Source organism: Candidatus Auribacterota bacterium (assembly GCA_026392035.1).
Taxonomy (GTDB): domain Bacteria; phylum Auribacterota; class Tritonobacteria; order UBA1439; family UBA1439; genus JAPLCX01.
The window spans coordinates 1-19589 of sequence record JAPLCX010000114.1; the positions used below are offsets into that span (position 1 = coordinate 1).

Below are 19589 nucleotides of genomic sequence, written 5' to 3' on the forward strand. Positions count from 1 at the left end.
CGAAAAATCCGCTGAACCTTTCAAATGGAAGTTCACCCGTCAGGATCTCAAACGATTACTCGACAAACTATCTCTTTGTTCACAGAAAGAAAAGGCCGCATAAATAATACGTCACCGAACTTATGATCCAGAGCACTAAGCCTGGTGTGTTCCGCCAGCCGGAGCAATCACGCGCGGCGATGGTGAAGCGCTATTCCCTCCTCCGCTCACGATTGAAACGCCTGGGCGGCCTGGGTGGTTGCTCCTCTTCCACGTCACCACCCTCCAGCAAGGCCTTGCGGCTGAGATTGATTCGCCCCTGCTCGTCTACATCCGTGACCTTCACCATGACCTCATCGCCGATGTTGAGGACATCCGTGACCTTTGCGACGCGGTAGTTGGCGAGCTTGGAGATATGCACCAGACCCTCTTTGCCCGGCATGATCTCCACGAACGCGCCGAAGTCAAGGACGTTCTTGACGATCCCACGGTACACCTTCCCCACCTCGACGTCGGCGGTGCGCATCGTCACCTCATCGACCGCCTTTTTGAGGTTCTCTTCGCTGTTCGAGGAGATGCTTACCGTGCCGTCATCGTCCACATCGATTTCCACGCCGGTGTCCTGGCAGATTTTTTTGATCGTCTTGCCCTTGGGTCCGATGAGGAGCCCGATCTTGTCCGGCGCGATCTTCAGTTTGACGATGCGCGGCGCGTACTTCGATACCTCCGGCCGCGGCGTGTCGATCACCGCGTCCATTGTATCCAGTATGGCAAGCCGTCCTATCCGCGCCTTCTCAAGAGCCTCCCTGAGGACCGCCGCTGGTATCCCCTCGATTTTGCTGTCCAGCTGGAAGGCGGTGATCCCTTTTCTCGTGCCGGCCACCTTAAAATCCATGTCGCCGCAGGCATCCTCGGAGCCGAGGATATCGCTCAGGATGACGGCCCTGTCGCCCTCGTGCACCAGCCCCATCGCGATCCCCGCGACCGCCATCGGGATCGGCACTCCCGCATCCATGAGCGCGAGGCTTCCCCCGCACACGGAGGCCATCGAGGATGACCCGTTGGATTCCAGGATGTCTGAAACAATCCTCACGGTATAGGTGTAATCCTTCGGCACGACCGCGAGGAGCGCGCGCTCGGCGAGGTTGCCGTGGCCGATTTCCCTCCTCGCGGGGCCGCGCACCGGCCTGACCTCTCCCACGCTGAACGGCGGGAAATTATAGTGCAGCATGAAGCTCTTGCTGCTCTCCCCCTCGTAGGCTTCCAGGCGCTGGGCGTCAGCGGTCGTCCCGAGTGTCGTGATCGCCAAAGCCTGTGTCTCGCCTCGGGTGAAGAGCGCGCTGCCGTGCGTGCGCGGCAGTATCCCTACCTCGCAGCTGATGGCGCGTATCTCATCGACGCCCCTGCCGTCCGCGCGCAACCCCTTCCGGAGGATGAGCTCCCGCACCTTCTTCCTTTCCGCCTCTCCGAAAAGCGATGCGAGCGCGGCCTCGTCGGCCTCGGGGAACTGTTCCCTGATCTTCACGCACATCTCCTGGAAGAGCTTTCCCAGTCCCCGTTCCCTCTCCTTCTTGCCCCTGACCACCACGGCGCGCTCGAGCGCATGCTCAAGAAACGCGTCAACCGCGCCCCTCAACGCCTCGTCAACCGGCGGCTCCTCGCACGCCTCCTTCTGTGCGCCGGCCTTCGCGAGGAGCTCCTTCTGGATCGCCGTGATTGACCTGATACGCTCATGGGCCAACGAGAGGGCCTCGATCATGTCCGCCTCCGGCATTTCACGCGCGCTCCCCTCAACCATGATGATGGCCTCGTCAGTTCCCGCGACCACAAGATCCAGGTCGCTCTGGTCCAGCTCCGCGTAGGTCGGATTGATGATCCATGCACCGCCGATCCTGCCGATCCTCACGCACCCCACCGGCGTCGTAATCGGCAGCGCCGACAGCAGACAGGCGGTCGCCCCACCCAGCACTGAGAGGATATCCGGATCATTTTCGTCATCAGCGGAGAGGACCGCGTTCATGATCTGCACCTCCCGCCTGAATCCATCGGGGAAGAGCGGCCTGAGGGGCCTGTCGGTGAGGCGCATGGTGAGGATTTCTTTCTCCGTGGGCCTCCCCTCCCTCTTGATGTAGCCGCCGGGGAACATGCCGGCCGCGGACATCTTTTCTCTATAATCAACGGTGAGCGGGAAGAAATCGATCCCCTCCCGATCCTTGGGGGCAACCGTCACCGCGCACAGCACCACGGTATCCCCGTACCGAACGGTGCACGCCCCGTGCGCCTGCTTCGCGAGTTTGCCGGTTTCAATGATCAGCTCCTTCCCGTTAATCTCCGTGCTCACTCTATGTATCATGACAATACCACGCTCCTCTCTGCGGTCGAGGGAAGAGAATTCAACGCTACGCACCATCCATCTCCGGATGGCGCACCCCGCGCTCAATCCTCGACCCTCAACCATCGGTTATGCTCGTTACTTCCTGAGATCCAATTTTTTGATTACCCCCCGATAACGCTCCTCGTTGCTCCGCTGAAGGTAATCGAGGAGTTTCCGCCGCGTGGCCACGAGGCGCAGAAGTCCCCGGCGCGAGTGGTGGTCCTTCTTGTGCGCCTTGAGATGCTCGGCGAGATCATTGATCCTCGCGGTGAGCAGCGCGACCTGGACATCGGCTGAGCCGGTATCCTTATCGTGCAACCGGAACTCCTTCATCAGCACTCCCTTTTTATCTCTGTCGAGCGCCATTGGCATACCTCCATTTTTCTCCCCTCTCCACGCGAGCCGTCGGCGACTCGGCAAGCCTAGAAGGGGGTTTAACTACCGTGAGAAGGGGGAAGGGTTACGCAGTGCCCTTCCACCTCTCCTCTATTCCCTTACCCCTTGTCACTTATCCCTGATTATTATGCAGCATTCCCCTCGCAATTTCAATGTCGCATCTCACCTGCGCTGCCAGCGCCTCCGTGCCGGGAAAGTCTCTCTCTTCGCGGATCAATTCCCCCACGACGATCTCGAGAATCTCTCCGTAGATAGATCCACGCAGGGCGAAGAGATGCACCTCGACACCCCCGCGGCGATCAATGTTGAGGACGCCGTCATAGCGGCTCTCTCCGAGAAACGCGCGGGCCGCATAGACGCCCGGAGGGGGAACCAGCACCCCCTCCACGGACACATTTGCGGTGGGGACCCCCCATTCCCTCCCCAGCGCTTTTCCCCTCACCACCGTGCCACAGATGGAGTACGGCCGTCCCAGGAAACGCGAAGCTGACGCGATATCGCCGCGCCCCACCATCTCGCGGATTGCCGTCGAGCTGACGGGCACGCCGCCTATCATCACCCCCTCCACCACCTCCACCGAAAAACCATGCGCCATCCCGAGCCTCCGGAGAAGTTCCGCATCCCCGCTCCTTCGGGCGCCGAATACAAACTGCGGCCCGACGCAGATCATGCGGAGGTCCATTGTGGAGACGAGATGGTTGACAACGAATGCCGCCGCATCTTCCCCTGCCATCTGCCGACTGAACGGGAGGACGATGCAGATATCGAGCCCCGTCCCGCCCAGGAGCCTGATCCTGTGTTCGGGTGAGGTCAACAGGAGGAGCGGCTCCTCACCGCCGAGCACCTGGCGCGGATGCGGGTGGAATGTAAGCAGCGCCGCCGTGCCTCGCACGCGCCTCGATTGGGACACGAGCGTCTCGATCACTCTCCTGTGCCCCAGGTGGACGCCATCGAAAACCCCCATCGTCAACACGACGGCGGGCGCGTTACGCACCTCCCCGGAATCAAGACCGCTGACAACCTTCATAATACACCCACAACGGTTTTAACCGCGGATCAACACGGATTATTTGCAAACCACTGAAGCCACTGAAATGGTGCAGAAATGACAAATACCAAAGCACAAATGACACATAAATGCCAAATACCAAACGACAAATGTCAAAACACAATGAGGTTTTGTCATTTGAATTTTGTCATTGGTGGTTTAAGTGTCCTCAGTGGTCATTCCCGATAATCCATACTCCGACTCCGTGCTCTCCGTGCCTCCGTGGTGAAACTTCTATCACACAATCCGCGGTTTCAACCTTTTTCAGCGACAGGCACGAGTTTTTGCTCAAGCTCCTCCGGAGACATGCGGAGCACCTCATCGAGCCGCACTGCCGCCTCCAGGGAATACTCCCCCACGCGCGTTCTCACCAGGTGTTTCAGGTGGGCGCCGCAGCCGAGCGCACTGCCGATGTCCGCACACAACGTCCGCACGTACGCTCCTTTTGAGCAGACGAGCCGCAGCTGCACCTCCGGGCCCGCGAAACCGCAGAGCTCAAGCTCATGGACGCAAATGGGCCGCGCCTTCCGGGGGACAACCATCCCCCGCCGCGCCAGCCTGTAGAGCGGCTGCCCATGGTGCTTCAATGCCGAATGCATGGGGGGTGTCTGCTCCTGCTGCCCCTTGAAGCCTTCGAGCGCCGCGCGGATCGTTTCACTCGTGACGCCGCTCCACTCCTTCCGCTCCAGAACCTTCCCCTCGGCGTCCTGTGAATCCGTGGTCACTCCGAGCACCATCACCGCACGGTACTCTTTGTCATGGGCCATGACGGTGCCCAGGCGCCGCGTCGCCTCCCTGCCCAGGCCGAGGACCAGCACCCCTTCGGCCATCGGGTCGAGCGTACCGGCATGCCCTGTCTTCCGATACCCGAACCGGCGCCTCACATGCGCCACCACGTCATGCGACGTCATCCCGGCTGATTTATTCACCACCAGGAATCCGCTCGGCCTCTCGCGCACTGGCGATCGCTCCCCTGACATCTTCGAGCAGCCTACCCTCGACGCACCGCGGCTCGCCCTGGATCATTGCGCCTGCGGCTGCCGGGTGCCCCCCGCCGCCGTACCTTCCTGCGATCTCGTCCACATTGATATGCCCGCCCCTCGATCTCAAACTGACGCGCACGCTCTTGTGGTCCGGCGCCTCCTCAAAGAGCACCGCCACCTTCACGCCGGCGAGGTCGCGCGCGTAATTGATGAACCCCTCTGCTTCTTCGGGGAGCGCGCCGCTCTTCTCGTACATCTCAGCGGTGATCCGCAGGCACGCGAGCACGCCCCCCTCCTCAATGCTCAGCGTGTCCAACACCTGCCCGAGGAACCTCATTTTCTCCGGACGGTTCTGGGCGTATATTTTCTCCGCCACCTCCTCTGGGGACAATCCACGCTGGAGCAGCTCGCCGGCGAGGCGGTGGGTGAAGGGCGTCGTGTTGCTGTAGCAGAACCGGCCCGTGTCAGTGACAATCCCCGCGTAGAGGCAGGTCGCGATAGCGCGGTCGATCGTCACCCTCAACTCCCCCAGCAGGAGGTAGATCAATTCCGCGGTCGCCGCCGCCCCCGGGTCAACCCAATTGTGGGTGCCCCAGGAGGTGTTGCTCTGGTGATGATCGATGTTCACCACCACCGGCATGGAGCTCACACGTCCAGCGATCCAGCCCAGTCTCTCCGGCCGCGGCGTGTCCAGGACAATGGCCGCGCCTGACAGATGCGTTGGCGATTCCCCGGAATGGATACCGGCGCTCCCCGGCAGGAAAAGACAGTTGTTCGGGACCCTGTCCGGCAGCCACATCTCGGTTCTGCGATTGAGCCGCGTGAGCGCATGGTAGAGGGCGAGCTGCGATCCGACGCAGTCCGCGTCGGGCCTCATGTGGCCGCAGATCACAAAGGATTCATGAGCCCGCAGCAACCGGGCGATGGCGCGGGGCGGGCGTTTCTCAGCCATGTTCCTTTTCAGCCTCAATCTTATTCAGTAGTTCGATGATACGGAAACCCTGGTCCACGGAATCGTCCAGGGCGAACTCGATGCGGGGGAGCGACCTCATTTTAATCCGGGCGCCCAGGATCCTCTGAATATAACCGGACGCGCTCGCGACTCCGCTCATCGTCCTCTCTTTCGCTTCTGCGTCTCCCATGACGCTGATGAACGCCTTGGCGTGCCCCAGATCAGCGCTCACCTTGACCCTCGTCACCGTGACAAAACCGATGCGCGGATCCTTCAGCTCCTGCTGGAGGACCGTGCTGAGCTCCTCCTTCAAGAGCTGCTCAACCCGTACGACCCTTCTCTCGCCCATCGCTTCTCCTCTTATACGTAATAATCACAGATAAACACAGATATGTGTTGTGAAACAGGATGCACGCAGATACACACAGATAGGAATACGGTTAAAAATTCAAAGTTGCGGGCTTGCAGTGACATTGCTTCTTTGAACGTTTGGTCTTAAATCTCTGGTCGTAGTATTCATCCGTGTTCATCTGTGGTTAAAAATTAATTTCCGTAGTTGGTTTTAGAGCATTTGTATTTGATAATCCAGCAGCACCGCATCCCCTCGCCCCTCCACATACTTCACCATGGACTCGAGGATCCGGTGGGCATGGGTGCGGTCAACGCTGACCACGGCCGCCGCGAGCTGCGCCGCGCACCAGCGGTCATGCGCCGAACCTGTTGTGAACGCAATCCTTCAGCGAGCGGAGCACCATCCGCTTGTCCTTGAGCGAATGATTCCCCGGCATGCTCAACTCTATTTCAAGAAGTCCAATGACCATGACTGCAGCCGAAAGTGTAAGGTGTAAAGCGAAAGGAGCAGGAGGGGATGTTTACATCGTCTTTCGGCACGGTGCACTATTTACAGGAATAACACAATCGGGGGGATTGATTTCCCTTGTATCATCTTACCTCTTTCATCTCACGTCTTACAGATCGCATCACAATTTCTGCGGAATCTTCTCCATCTTAAAAACCTCTATGATGTCGCCCTCCTGAATGTCGGTGAGATTGGCGAGGCGTATGCCGCACTCCATCCCGCTCTTCGCTTCCTTCACGGGGTCCTTGAAGCGCCTGATCGATGAGATCTCCCCTTCCTGGACGATCTTATCTCCGCGGATCACGCGTGCCCGCGCGTTCTCAACGACTTTCCCCTCGATGACAACGCTGCCCGCGACCGGTTCGCCCTTTGCGGCGCGGAAGAGCTGCTTTACCTCGGCGCGCCCCACGATCGTCTCCTTGATCGCAGGTTCCAGCAATCCCTCCAGCGCCTTCCGCACATCCTCGATGACCTTGTAGATCACGTCGTAGAGTTTGATCTCCACGTTCTCCTTGCGGCTCAGCTCCTTGGCGCCAAGATCAATGCGCGTGTGGAAACCGATGGCCACCGCGTCCGAGGCGGAAGCGAGCATGATGTCGTTCTCATTGACATCGCCGACCGCGCACCTGATGATATTCACGGAGACCTTCTCGTTCCCCATTGTCTTCAGCGCATCCCTCAGCGCCTCCACAGATCCCTGGACATCCCCCTTCAGGATGAGGTCGAGTTCCTTGACCTTCCCGGCGGCGATCTTGGAATAGAGCTCCTCGAGCGTCATCTTCGCCGTTTCTCTCACCCCTGAGGCTCCTCGCTCCATGCGGAGTGACTCAGCCATTCTCTTCGCCTCCCGCTCGCTCTCGACAACCCTGAGCTCCTCGCCGGGCTGCGGCACCCCATTGAGCCCCAGGACCTCCACAGGCTTCGCGGGCCCGCCCTCCCGCACCCGCTCGCCACGATAATTAAACAGGGCCTTTATCTTCCCTGAGCAGACGCCGCACACGATCGGGTCTCCCATGCGGAGCGTGCCCTTCCTGACCAGTGCGGTCGCCACCGCCCCGCGCTCCTTGTCCATCTTCGCCTCGATGATCACCCCCCGGGCGGGCGCGGTCGGGCTCGCCTTGAGCTCCATCATCTCCGCCTGGAGGATGATCATCTCCAGGAGATGATCGAGTCCCTGCTTGGTGATCGCCGAGACATCGCAGCAGATTGTCTGCCCGCCGTATTCCTCGGGGGCGAGCTCGAGCTCCATCAGCTGCCTCCTCACCTTTTCCGGCGAGGCTCCGGGCTTGTCGATCTTGTTTATCGCCACGACAATGGGCACCTTGGCCGCCCGCGCATGGTCAATCGCCTCACGCGTCTGGGGCATCACCCCATCGTCCGCAGCCACCACGAGCACGGCGATATCGGTGACATTGGCGCCGCGGGCCCGCATCGCCGTGAAGGTCTCATGGCCCGGCGTGTCCAGGAATGTGATCCTCCCCTTTTCCAGCTCGACCTCGTACGCCCCTATGTGCTGGGTGATGCCGCCTGCCTCCTGGGACACCACCTTTGTTTCGCGGATCGCGTCGAGGAGCGAGGTCTTCCCGTGGTCAATGTGGCCCATGAATGTCACCACGGGAGCCCTCGGCGCGCGGTCTCTCTCCTCTTCAGCTGCCGCCGCAGCGGCGGCATCCGGTTCCCTGACCAGCTCAACTTCGCGGCCGTATTCATGGGCGATGATTTCCACCGTTTCGGCGTCGAGATTCTGGTTGATCGTGGCCATGACGCCAAATTTCATCAGGGTGCGGATGAGATCTTCCGATTTGATGTGGAAAATCTCACCCATCTTCCGCACGTTCACCGGAAGCGCCACCGTGATTTTCTCAGCAACGGGACAGGGAGCACCCCCCGCGACGGGAGGAGGAGGCGGCGCCTTTTCGGGATGAACGGCCTTTTTCGCTGCGGCGGCGGGCGCCGTGGCAACGGGCGGGGTCGCCGGCGGTTTTGCTTTCCGAGGTGCGGATTCCGCCGCACGGGCAGCTTTCTTAGCCTTCGGTTTCGCCGGGGGCTTCGCGCCGGCCGCTGGAGCGGCTTTCCGCTTCACCTCTTTTTTTGAAGAAGGCCGCACCTCTTCCCGCAATTTCGCGGCAACATCTTCCTCGATACTGCTCGAATGGCTCTTGACCTTGATTCCCATAACCGCAAGGCGGTCAATGAGCCCTTGAGCCTCTATGCCCAGCTCCCTGGCCAACGTATAAATTCGAACACCCACGGGCCACCCCCTTCACCTATTCAGCTTCTTTTACTTCTTCCTGCTGATCTGCTGTCGTTTCTTCGGGCGGCGCTTCCCCTTCTCCCTGCGCTCCATGCCCGTCACCGCGCGTGTCTTCTTGAGGCTCGCTCACGCCTGCCGGCGCCTCTCCAGCCGTGGATTCGCCCTCCGCAGGTTTCGGCTCTTCAGCGGGTGCGACGGTTTTCTTCGGGACTTCCTCTTTTCCTGCGACGCGGAAACCCGCGGCGGCCCTGACAATCTTACCCGCCGTTTTCTCGCCGATGCCGGCGATCTTCATAAGATCGTCGGACGTGGCCTTGCGGAGGGCGCCGAGCGATTTATAGCCGCTCTCAACCAGTGAACTGATGACCTTCCTGCCGAGCCCTTCAAGCTGATCGACGGGCACCTCAGCTTCCTTCACCTCGCGGTCCTTGTCGCTCGCCTTCTTGATGTCGATTTTCCAGCCCGTCAATCTCGACACGAGCCGTATACCCTGACCCTTCTTCCCCACGGCGAGCGAGAACTGGTCGTCGTCAACCATTATCTCCGCGCTCCCCTCCCCGAGCACCTTCACCTCTCGGGGCTTGGCGGGGCTGAGCGCGTTTGTGATGAATACCGCCGGGTCTTCGCTCCAGCGTATGATATCAACCCTTTCCCCGTTGAGCTCGTGGACCACATCCTTCACCCGCGCGCCCCTCATCCCCACGCACGCCCCCACTGGGTCGACCTTTTCCGTCTTCGAATGGACCGCGATCTTGGTGCGGAAGCCCGGATCACGGGCGACAGCCTTGATCTCCACCGTCCCCTCGCCGATCTCGGGCACCTCGAGTTCAAAGAGCTTCCGCACGAGCTCGGGATGGCTTCTCGACACCACGATCTCGGGGCCCTTGGGGCTATCCTTCACCTCGACGATGTACACCTTGAATCGCCGGTTGACGCCGTAGCTCTCCCTCGGGCACTGCTCGGCCTGGGGCAAAATCGCCTCCGCCTTGCCCAGGTCGAGGATGACGTTCCCGCGCTCGTACCTGCGCACCGCAGCGGTGATGATCTCCCCGGCGCGGTCCTTGTAGTCGTTGAACACGATCTTGTGCTCGGCTTCCTTGATGCGCTGGATGATCACCTGCTTGGCGGTCTGCGCAGCGATGCGCCCGAAGTCCTTCACCCGGATTTCCCGGCGAATCGTGTCGCCGATCTTCGCGTCGGGATTGATCTCCCTGGCGCTGGCGAGCGTGATCTCCTCTTCAGGTGCTTTCACCTCGTCCACGACAGTGACGTCGCAGCAGGCTTTGATCCTGCCGGTCTCCCTCTCTATTTCAACGCTCAGGTTCTTCACCTGGCCGGCGCTCTTCCTGGCAGCCGACAGCAGCGAACTCTCAACAGCCTCGATCAGGACGTCCCTGCTGATACCCCTCTCCCGCTCAAGGTATTCAAAACCGGCAAGCAATTCGCCATTCATCACGTCCCCCTGCTATCTCGAATTTATAAACCACTGAACCTGCCTGCCGGCAGGGACACTGATTCCACAGAGTCAGTGTTCCTTACAGCGGCCTCCGTGCCTCCAGTGGTTTCATTTTGTCTTCAGTCAATCACCAAAAAAAAGAGTGGGAAATTCCCACTCCGTAGAAGCGCACTCCATGGAAGCGCGACGTAGTTCTAGTATAGATTATAATAAAGTCAAGGCGCCGTCAAGCAGGAAAGTATTATATTCCTTGACAGATGATGCAGATATAAGTGCGGGCTTTTTACTAATTGATACCACACAGGTGAAGTTTTATATACAGCCGATGCGATGGGAAAGGCAAATCTTTCCAACAAGCATCTTAACAAGTTGCAATAAAACTCGCGGCGGGATTAAAAAATCAGTAGCTGCCCACGAGCATGCCCGTGGAAATCCGCCCCTTCGTGGACTATTAAAGGAACGCCGTTCATGCTCTCTGTCAATAGTCGAGAGCTAGCCCTGACTTGTCCTACAACACAGAGCGTTGACAATTATTGATGTAGTGAGGCTATCCTTCAAAACGGCGCAGGATGGACACCGAAAAATATGTCTTGAGTTTCGTTGCTCAAGCAGGTGACCATGAGGTCGGTCCCCCCGATAAAGAAGGCTCAATTGACTACTGCCTGCGCCTTATCAAACGTGATCACATAGAGGCTCCCAGGCCCCAGCTCTTGGAGGCTCGATACCGGCGGGATCTTCCCCGCCTCCACCGTCACCACATAGAAGCACACCGTGGCCCCCGCCATGGAGAGAGGAATCTTCGCCCCGGGCTTGATGGTCACGGAGTAGGGGGCGGCATAGCCCGGAACGTTCCGGTAGAGCGGCTGTATCCCGGGCACGACCTTGCCGTCCAAGAAGATCGTGTACGGCCCGTATGGCGTGTCAGCGATGAAGTACAGATCGAACGTCCGGGTAATGTCCTGCGTCAGGGAGAGGTCGAGAGTGAACTGCTCGCCCGCTTTGAGCGGCCCCGGCTTGATCCAGAGGGGGGACACGGGTGTTTGAGTGGGCGTGGCAGTCGGCGTCAGTGTGGGGATCTCAGTCGGATTGCCTGTTGGTGTCACCGTCGGAGTGGGTGTCGGGGTATAAGCGAATTGATTGTACCGATCCGCTATCTCCGCAGCGCTTAGCGCCTCGTTACTGATTCTCGCTTCATCAACTACGCCTCTGAACGTCTCCTGGCATGCCCCAGCAGGATTCTGACCTATCCGCACCGGCATATCATTGGTCACGATAGCCCCTGAAGCGTTTGCAGAGTTATCGAGCTTGCCGTTCAGATAGATGCACTTGACCGCACCATCATAAGTCCCCGCTATATAGGCCCACTCATTCGGCTGCACGGCCGCAGTGGTGCATACATCCGGCTGCCCCCCGGTCTCAAAGCAGACATGCCCCGTATCGTCGAGAGCAAGGCCGTACAGCGTATAGGGGGCTACGCAGGCTGTGTGCGGCTTGTTCATGATCACTCCACCAGACACTATCTGATCAGGTTTGATCCACGCCTCGAGGGTCATTGCTCCCTTTATGTCCAGCGTGTTTGCGTCTGCTATGTCGACATACTCATTCGCCTCGTCAAATAGCAGCGCCTTCCCGTTAATCCCATCCGTCCACGTTGCCCCGGTGATCATTCCATCGTTCCCGAATGAACTCACATCGGCCGCGATAGATCCAATTCCTTCGTTGAATGGCCAGTATCCCATCACTCCGATAGGATAATTATCCGGATTATGAGGGTCAGTACCCCCAAGATATTCCTCGAGATTGCTATACCCATCCAGGTCCGGATCCTCCGCTGCATCATCGACGAGCGGGTTAAGGCTATTATCGACTTCCCACCCATCTGGCATCTGATCACCGTCTGTATCCGCCTTGTTCGGATCAGTATGGTAGGTATTGATTTCCTCCCCATCCTGAAGGCCATCATTATCACTATCGGGATTAGTTGGGTTCGTGCCATACTGATCAACTTCTTCTCCGTCCTTAAGACCATCCGCATCGGAATCCGGATTAGTAATCGATGTCCCAACCAGATACTCCGACAGATTGCTCAATCCGTCGCTATCTCCGTCGCTCTCTCCATCACTGGGATCATTTGGGTTAAGACCATGGGATTTCTCCCATACATCAGGGATGCCGTCCGAATCGGTATCACCTGCATTTTGATGTGCATAAGATGCCGGGCTTGAGGTGAAAACATTCCCTGCCGGATCAACACTTAATGCCCTAAACTCTGCTGTCTGTCCCATGGGAATAGAATCCTGGTTGAAATATTTATCCATCCCATCGGAGGTGATATTCACGCCCATAGTAATCCACTCAGTGTTGCCACTATACTTGAACTGATAATCCAGAGACCTAAGATCAGTCACGCCGGGTTGCTTTGCCACTGTGATGACTGGGAGCACATCCATGCCGCTTGAGGGGGCCCCTCGCAGTCCTGCTCCCTTGGCCCCGATGGATACATTAATGGCAGGAGCTGTCTTATCGTATTTCACTGTGGTGTATGGCGGATTAGTATCCGAGACATCCGCCGCATTAACTCCGACTGCCCTCAACTGATACTCACCGCTAATCCATTGCCCCGGCGCTGTGAATAACATCGAATAGTTATTGCCTGAAGACAGCGTCCCGACCTCTGTCCATGGAGCACTGGGGTCAGTGGTGGATTCTCTCCAGGCAAGTATTGCATGGTCGCAGCGGTCGCTTGGCTGGGCATTAATGCCGAATATCTCTCCTACTGTAGAAGAAGGGTCGGGCTTTGCAATAATTGCTGATGGAACCGGCTCAACGGCTAGATCCACAATGTCAGTTGTGTTCGCAGCGGTCACGCTTAGACCTGGAATTGTCTTCTTGAGATACACTCCGCCACCAGCGACCACATCCCAATTGCCTTCGGACAGATTGATCAACTTGAAATATCCTTTGGAATTACTCCTGCTCGAAGAAATAATAGTGTCGCCTTGCTTGGCTACTACCGGCACGTCTTGCAGCCCCACACCGTGAACATCATCCACAATACGCCCTCGAATGCTTCCTTTGTTAAGATGCTCTGGGAGAATAGCCAGTTTGATGTCCGGTGTCGTCCATGCAAGCAAGTTCCCTTTTGATGTAATATCATAATTCCCTCCCCAGATATTTACAGGAATGACCGTCCACCAAGGATTCGTACCTCCCCTATTGATCGACCACAAGGAATAGTATCCAATTGCCCAGTTGGCACACAAAGCAATGCGATTACAGCCAGGAATACTTTTAGGATGTAGTTCGACTAATGGATGATAAGTCTGTTGCGTTTTTCCAGTGCCGTCCTGACTCATTTCATAAATGTTACTCATATCCCAATTTTCTGCAACAGCATAGAGGATGCTTGATCCGGATTCTGAATATGTCGCTGATAATTCATCGGTCGGATTGTTCGTCAAAGCAATACTGGATCCCGGTCCTGTACATTTAAATATATTCCAATGCTCGCTTCCGTTTTCCACTACTGCATCACTATATATGAATTCCTGATTCAATGGATGTATCGAAGGGAAAGAATACCCAATGAGGCTTGAGTCACTGGAGATATTAGTTTGCCATGTGCTTAGATACGCTCCGTTGATATCGTACCATTTAAAGTCCAGCTTGTTGCTCGCATTTACTCCAGCACATATTAAATGAGTTGAATTCAGGTCAAAGGTCATCACGTTAGGGATATTCAAAAGAGTCGTTTGCCCTGATGATAGATCGAGTTTATAAAACCCATAGGTGGGACTGTTGGTCCTGTAATATAGATATTTATCGTCGGGCGAGAATGCCACCCATCCTTGTCCCCCGCTTGGAATGCTAATAGTCTCGTAGAGAACTGGAACATGGGTCGTGTAAGTAAATGGTTTAACAGTAGGCTGCCCCGGAGGCAGTATCTCAAGTCTGAACCAATATACTCCCAACGATACCGCCAAATCGTAGTTGTCGGTGGCGTGCCAAGTGACGCTATTTGCCCCCGAAGGCATGAGCTGATTTTCACACAGCGTTCGGACGAGCCTGTTTTGGCAGTCATATATTTTTGCCGTAACCCATGCGTCGGCGCTGAGCGCAAAGCCAAATGACGCCTCATCATTCACACCGTCACCGTCCAGCGTGATGGGGTTATTAATAGCCGGCCCCGATCCTGGGGAATATGTGAAATTCGATGCATACACCGAGGGCCACTCAATCGAGCGACTCCATAATTGATATCTGGTATCATCCTCGATAGTAGTTCTTATATAGTACATCCGACCGCCGTCTTTTGAAAAACAGCCGGAACAATCCCTGCGATTTTCAAATGTAATCTGAATAGGCGTCATTTCAGTAAATGGAAAAGCGGCGAAAATGTCTTCGTTTGGTCCGGAAATGTATTTTGTATAAAGGACTCTTGTATTATCGTGTGTGAGCATTGGGACTGCATAGCCGCACATCGCGTCTTCCGGCATATCCCATATGGGCACGAGACTCCCGGAATCCGCCCCAGATCCAAGATTCAGTTCGTAGATATGGGTATTATTGATAAGGTAATTCCCATCATCAGATAAAGAATAGTAATATGTACAGTCACCTATATCGACAGGGTATATATTCCTCTGCAGGTTGGTGCCTGTACGAGAAATCTGCCATATTGCATCGGTCGCCGAATCTTCATAGAAGATGATATTTTCGCCGTCAGGCAAAAATATGGGGTTGTATAAAGTACCAACAAGGCCATTGGCGTCCAGAATACGAGTGCAGCTCACCAGATTCCCGTCGGCGTTATATTCGCAGCGGAAGATTCCCCATTCACCGGTTTTAGATCTGTATCCCATAAATGTAAATTCACGGCGGGTCGGGGAAAAAGATAATGAATAAGGAGGATTTACGGTCGGATTGGTGGGTGCGTCATCAAAGAATCTGTGGAAATTAGTCCCGTCTGGTTTCATCAGATAAATGCCCTTCATAGAACCCGTCTCATAGTAACAACTGACCATGCCGTCATATTGAGACACTCTGGGCGATGATACTCTGGCATTTGCATCAGTGAAAGAGCTATGCTGAGTCAGACCGGATCCCGAGAGCGGCCTTATACCCATGTCAGTTGTCTGGCAGGCCTTAACAGAGTTGCCTGTCGCGGCAAATGTTTGCCCGTTCTTTTCACCGCGCACCTGGTAGGATCCAGCCGTCAAACCATCGATCTTGAATGCTCCCGTGGAATCGCTATAGGTGGAGCCAGAATCCTTTTCTGAGGATGCTTGGACAAGCGCTCCCTCAACCGGATTCACACCGGTTTCGTCGTAAACGGAGCCGATTATTGTCCCCTTCCCGGCCAGCACCGCATAGTTAAATACCATCTCATTGTTTGCTGTATTGCTTTCACCTGGGATAGGATTAACCCCAACCCGTAACTCATAATTTTGAGCGTTATCTGAAATCGGAACATGCCATTCAAAAGCAGCTGCCCCGCTTCGCGTCATCCCCGGCTCCACCATAGGCACGGTGACATGGCTTTGCTCTGCTCCATTGACCTTAAAATAGGCATAACAGTTTGTCAGCAGTTCAGTGCCCAGATTTTTCAAGGCAGGACGTATGGGTATCCTCTGGTCACAGATTGCAGAATCAGGCATTTCGCAACGGCTCACTGCGATATCCTTATTGGACGCAACATTAGCAGTAAATGTACCTGCGGTTGGATACCTAAAATTGTTGTTTTGACCGTCTGTGAATTCATACCAGTAATTCGTGTTCAGGCGAGTAACGAATGCTTTGGCTTCGTATAGTGCTCCCAAGCTCGGATTTCCACTCACAGGCTGCATATCATAAGGAGCTGTCACACCTGCAAAACGCAATTGTGCTTTGTTAATTTTCAGACTATATGGGTTTCTATACCAGACGCGGAATGTGCGCGTTTCTGATTTGTTAGAAGTTTGCGGAAGGACAGATTAATTATAAAGGACAGGATCTACAAGGAGGGTATGCGCTCCGGTCTCAGGCTGCCTTTTTTCATGAAGCCCTGTGGCGAACTCAAAATAATATGAGACCGTCGAGCCAGGATTGTAATGCGTACGATCGGAGAAATAATATTCAACACCATCTTTATAATTACCCTTTGGCTCCCGTGACATAGCATGAGGAACACCATTGATAACGACATTTGCTTTCCCACAGGGATTTATGCCAGAGACATTCGCATATTGGACATAATAGTTGTGATAATCGAAAAAGGAATTGCCGGGATTAGGATACACACGCTCATATTTTAAGCTGATCGGATTCAGGCCTTGGCCAATAACTATCGACGCCGAATTAGATATTGGCCCCTCATTACCCTCGTCATCAAATGCTTTAACGGCAAAATAATACGGATTACCAAAATCAAGTTGCTTTGTAGGTACTATTGAAACTGCCGCCCCTCCTGGATATGGCCCCGTCCAGGCGAGATCATCGGCCTCGTTCCAGTTTGCCTCGGTAATGGGCGATCTGCTGTATTTGATCTGGTGCCTGCTTATTCCTTTGGCACCTCCATCATCATATGGAGCAGTCCATGTTAGCCTTACGTTTGTATAATCAGTTACATGAGCTTCTAGATTAAGAATTTCGCCAGGGTTAAAATATTGGTTCACAAGACACATTTGAAAATATGGAGCTCCTTGAATATCTTTTGCATATTCTCCAAGATAGCTACTAGAATTATCCCTGCCATTCACAATTCTCGTCGCAAAGGCCTTGAACGAATTACTCAAATTCTGTGAGTCTAGAAGGCCCTTTTCCTGGGCGGCCTTCCAGATATAATAAAATATAGTCGAACCATGTATGCTAAGTTCCCGGCCTCTTAATACTAAATCGCCTAATTGTCTGGAACTATCATCTGCGGAATAATATTTCGCCCAGTTGATAGGCACAGGGCCAGCCATCTTTCCGAATGGATAGTTCAAAAAAGCGAATGCTATATCCGAACCAGCATCTATACCTTGAGATATAGGATTTAAATTATTGAGGTATATCTCATCCCACCATGCTTTAAATTCAGGGAATGTTGCCGGATCTGTTTCGTAAATTCCATAAACCGCATAATTCGCATCGACCATATCACCATTAATTACTACTTCGTTACTATCACGCAACGATACTGCCGCTTTTTTCATTTCTGTCAAACCATCTAAACTAGATTGCATATATTTATAAGCAACCCATCGTTGTGCTGTTCGTCCAAATACCAGATTATCAGTAACCATGCTGGGAAGTACTTGACCTATAGTCACCTCAAGTGCGCCCTTACATATAGAAGTGCCTAATGTTACAATTGCCCCTATCCCAGCCTTAATTGCTGTTAGATGAATCATATTTTCTGGGGTAATGCCTTTAATCCAGATAATAGATATCAATCCACCTTTGAAAATGGAATTCCTAAACCATTCTAATGGTTGGATCACCGGAACTAAATTCAATGTGACAGTAGTATAAAAAATTGCCCGATCGATTTCCGGGATTAATAAGTCCAGATATTGTTTCCCGTTCGGATTTCTAAAATATCCACCGATCAAATAATCATAGATAACGTAACTCCGCGATATCGAACTGACTATATCGCAGTCTCGTATTACATTGCCATCAAGGTCAGTAATCAACAGACATTGGTCATATGAGGGAAGGTTATATCCTGATGCTTGAATATATTGATATAGTTCTGCTGATGGTCGGCCTATTAGATATTGATCTGACGCACCATCGGTTGTAACTAGCACTTTATAAATGAAGTCAGGATTATCAAAATGAATATCGGGAGGATTAGCATAGGCAGGGGTGTGATTACGGATAACAAGCATTAAAACAGTGAAGAAAGCGAGAGCCAACTTCGATGTAAGTGAATTAGTAGGGGGTACATGTTTCATAATCCTCCCTTTCTATAGGCTGTGTTTCTGAAGGATGGATAAAAAAGCATTACTGTGATCACATCCAATAAGACATCTACCTTGCCAGTGATTGACATAAAAAATGCGCATCCGCTATTGAATGTGCTTGATGAGCTTTAATGCAATGCCGGACTGGCGTTCACGATTGATCTCCTAATATCCGCTGCGGTTACCACTTATGCCAATCATCCTGCTCACTGTCAATAAAATAATTGACATTCGCAATTTATCTTTGCATGAGCTCATAATTACTATTCTCATTTCGCGATCTTCTACATTTCTCCAATATTCCCACTATAGATACCTGCTCCTTTATAGGCGGGCAAGCAACCTACGGATTTTTTAATCAGGATGGTCTCTCAACTTCATTTCGTCAAAAGCCACAAAATCCGGGTGAGTTGAAAGGCGATATCCTTTGGAACGGTCGCACTCGATGAATTTCTCGCCGTCCTTTTCTTCCAGGCTGCCCTTGAAATGCTCGCGGAGCTGGCTGTAACGCTGCCGATGCTCAATATCGTTAATGAATTCGCCGCCTACAAGGTCAGAGGGAGCAATCCAGCCGCCATTACCTTTCTTCAGTTCCACGACAAAGCGCATCAATAGTGCAAAAAGCGCGTTGAAGAACCCCACCCTTACAGTCGGGGTATCTTAAAATTCAAGCTTCGCTTGACCCATGTCCTGCTCTCAGCTGACTACTGCCTGCACCTTATCAAACGTAATCACATAGAGGCTCTCGGGCCCCAGTTCCTGGAGGCTCGACACCGGCGGTATCTTCCCTGCCTCAACCGTCACCAAATAGAAGCACACCGTGGTTCCCGCCATTGAGGGAGGAATCTTCGCTCCCGGCCTGATGGTCACGGAGTAGGGGGCCGCATAGCCCGGAACGTTCCGGTAGAGCGGCTGTATGCCGGGCATGATCCTGCCGTCGAGGAAGATCGTGTACGGCCCGTACGGGGTATCGGCGAAGAGGTACAGATCGAACACCCGGGTGATGTCCTGCGTCAGGGAGAGGTCGAGAGTGAACTGCTCGCCTGCTTTGAGCGTCCCCGGCTGGATCCCAAGGGGAGGCACAGGTGTTGCGGTGGGCGTGGGTGTATTTGTTGATTCGGGCCCCGGAGGAGACGGCGTCCTGGTAGGCACCGGCGTGGGGGTCGGAGTATAGGCAAACTGATCATAACGCTCCTTGATTTCCTCTGCACTGAGAGCTAAGTGCTCTGGATCATAAGTTCGGTGACGTATTATTTATGCGGCCTTTTCTTTCTGTGAACAAAGAGATAGTTTGTCGAGTAATCGTTTGAGATCCTGACGGGTGAACTTCCATTTGAAAGGTTCAGCGGATTTTTCG

14 protein-coding genes are annotated in these 19589 nt (G+C 54.4%); all 14 read right to left on the reverse strand.

Annotated features, from left to right (window positions below; all coding sequences use genetic code 11):
• Window positions 1-190: 190 nt before the first annotated feature.
• Complete coding sequence (locus NTX71_12000; GenBank protein MCX6340621.1) at window positions 191-2332, reverse strand: polyribonucleotide nucleotidyltransferase; 2142 nt, start codon at window positions 2330-2332, stop codon at window positions 191-193.
• Between the two features lie 117 nt (window positions 2333-2449).
• Window positions 2450-2719 (reverse strand): 30S ribosomal protein S15, encoded by a 270-nt coding sequence (rpsO, locus tag NTX71_12005; protein ID MCX6340622.1) that lies wholly within the window; start codon window positions 2717-2719, stop codon window positions 2450-2452.
• A gap of 142 nt (window positions 2720-2861) precedes the next feature.
• Window positions 2862-3776 (reverse strand): riboflavin biosynthesis protein RibF, encoded by a 915-nt coding sequence (ribF, locus tag NTX71_12010; GenBank protein ID MCX6340623.1) that lies wholly within the window; start codon window positions 3774-3776, stop codon window positions 2862-2864.
• Between the two features lie 275 nt (window positions 3777-4051).
• Complete coding sequence (truB, locus tag NTX71_12015; GenBank protein MCX6340624.1) at window positions 4052-4756, reverse strand: tRNA pseudouridine(55) synthase TruB; 705 nt, start codon at window positions 4754-4756, stop codon at window positions 4052-4054.
• Complete coding sequence (locus tag NTX71_12020; protein ID MCX6340625.1) at window positions 4719-5732, reverse strand: bifunctional oligoribonuclease/PAP phosphatase NrnA; 1014 nt, start codon at window positions 5730-5732, stop codon at window positions 4719-4721. Before NTX71_12020 ends, truB begins: the two co-directional genes overlap by 38 nt.
• On the reverse strand, window positions 5725-6081 hold the full coding sequence (gene rbfA / locus NTX71_12025) for a 30S ribosome-binding factor RbfA (GenBank protein ID MCX6340626.1): 357 nt from the start codon (window positions 6079-6081) through the stop codon (window positions 5725-5727). The genes NTX71_12020 and rbfA overlap by 8 nt, the downstream gene beginning before the upstream one ends.
• 213 nt (window positions 6082-6294) lie before the next feature.
• Entirely contained in the window at window positions 6295-6405 is a 111-nt protein-coding gene (locus NTX71_12030; GenBank protein MCX6340627.1) for a hypothetical protein, read from the reverse strand.
• 31 nt (window positions 6406-6436) lie between these two features.
• On the reverse strand, window positions 6437-6553 hold the full coding sequence (locus NTX71_12035; protein ID MCX6340628.1) for a DUF503 family protein: 117 nt from the start codon (window positions 6551-6553) through the stop codon (window positions 6437-6439).
• Window positions 6554-6712: 159 nt separating this feature from the next.
• Window positions 6713-8842: a translation initiation factor IF-2 gene (infB, locus tag NTX71_12040; protein ID MCX6340629.1), complete on the reverse strand. Its 2130-nt coding sequence runs from the start codon at window positions 8840-8842 to the stop codon at window positions 6713-6715.
• A gap of 16 nt (window positions 8843-8858) precedes the next feature.
• Entirely contained in the window at window positions 8859-10298 is a 1440-nt protein-coding gene (gene nusA, locus NTX71_12045; GenBank protein ID MCX6340630.1) for a transcription termination factor NusA, read from the reverse strand.
• Between the two features lie 650 nt (window positions 10299-10948).
• On the reverse strand, window positions 10949-15958 hold the full coding sequence (locus NTX71_12050; protein MCX6340631.1) for a carboxypeptidase regulatory-like domain-containing protein: 5010 nt from the start codon (window positions 15956-15958) through the stop codon (window positions 10949-10951).
• A 315-nt stretch (window positions 15959-16273) separates the two neighbouring features.
• On the reverse strand, window positions 16274-18223 hold the full coding sequence (locus NTX71_12055) for a fibronectin type III domain-containing protein (GenBank protein MCX6340632.1): 1950 nt from the start codon (window positions 18221-18223) through the stop codon (window positions 16274-16276).
• A 363-nt stretch (window positions 18224-18586) separates the two neighbouring features.
• Window positions 18587-18829: a hypothetical protein gene (locus NTX71_12060; GenBank protein MCX6340633.1), complete on the reverse strand. Its 243-nt coding sequence runs from the start codon at window positions 18827-18829 to the stop codon at window positions 18587-18589.
• A 99-nt stretch (window positions 18830-18928) separates the two neighbouring features.
• Entirely contained in the window at window positions 18929-19315 is a 387-nt protein-coding gene (locus NTX71_12065) for a hypothetical protein (GenBank protein MCX6340634.1), read from the reverse strand.
• Window positions 19316-19589 lie beyond the last annotated feature (274 nt).